This is a genomic window from Stenotrophomonas sp. SrG, from assembly GCF_050031795.1.
Classification (GTDB): domain Bacteria; phylum Pseudomonadota; class Gammaproteobacteria; order Xanthomonadales; family Xanthomonadaceae; genus Stenotrophomonas; species Stenotrophomonas rhizophila_A.
The window spans coordinates 1-246 of sequence record NZ_JBNBBE010000775.1 but is presented as its reverse complement, the minus strand read 5'-3'; the positions used below and the strand labels follow the sequence as shown (position 1 = coordinate 246).

Annotated in this window: 1 pseudogene; it reads left to right on the top strand. The window is 60.6% G+C overall.

Features of this window, described 5'->3' with window-relative positions:
- Window positions 1–246: pseudogene (locus tag ACQG3P_RS21675) on the top strand (hypothetical protein); the annotation flags it as partial.

Genomic DNA, 246 nt, shown 5'->3' with positions numbered 1-246 from the left:
ACTTCCATATCACCTTCACCCGCGTGGTGATCGTGTTCGGCTCGTTGGTCTCGATCCTGTTCGTGATCTGGTTCATGGACAAAATGTTCGACCACACCGCCGGCTTCGAGCGCTGGATGAAGTCGTTCAACAGCCGGGCGCGGATCACCTCCGATGCCGACACCGTGGTAGGCGTGGCCGAAGCGCTGGACATGGCCCAGCTCTACCGGGTAGTGCTCGTTTACAAGCAGGCGGTCACCGCCAGGC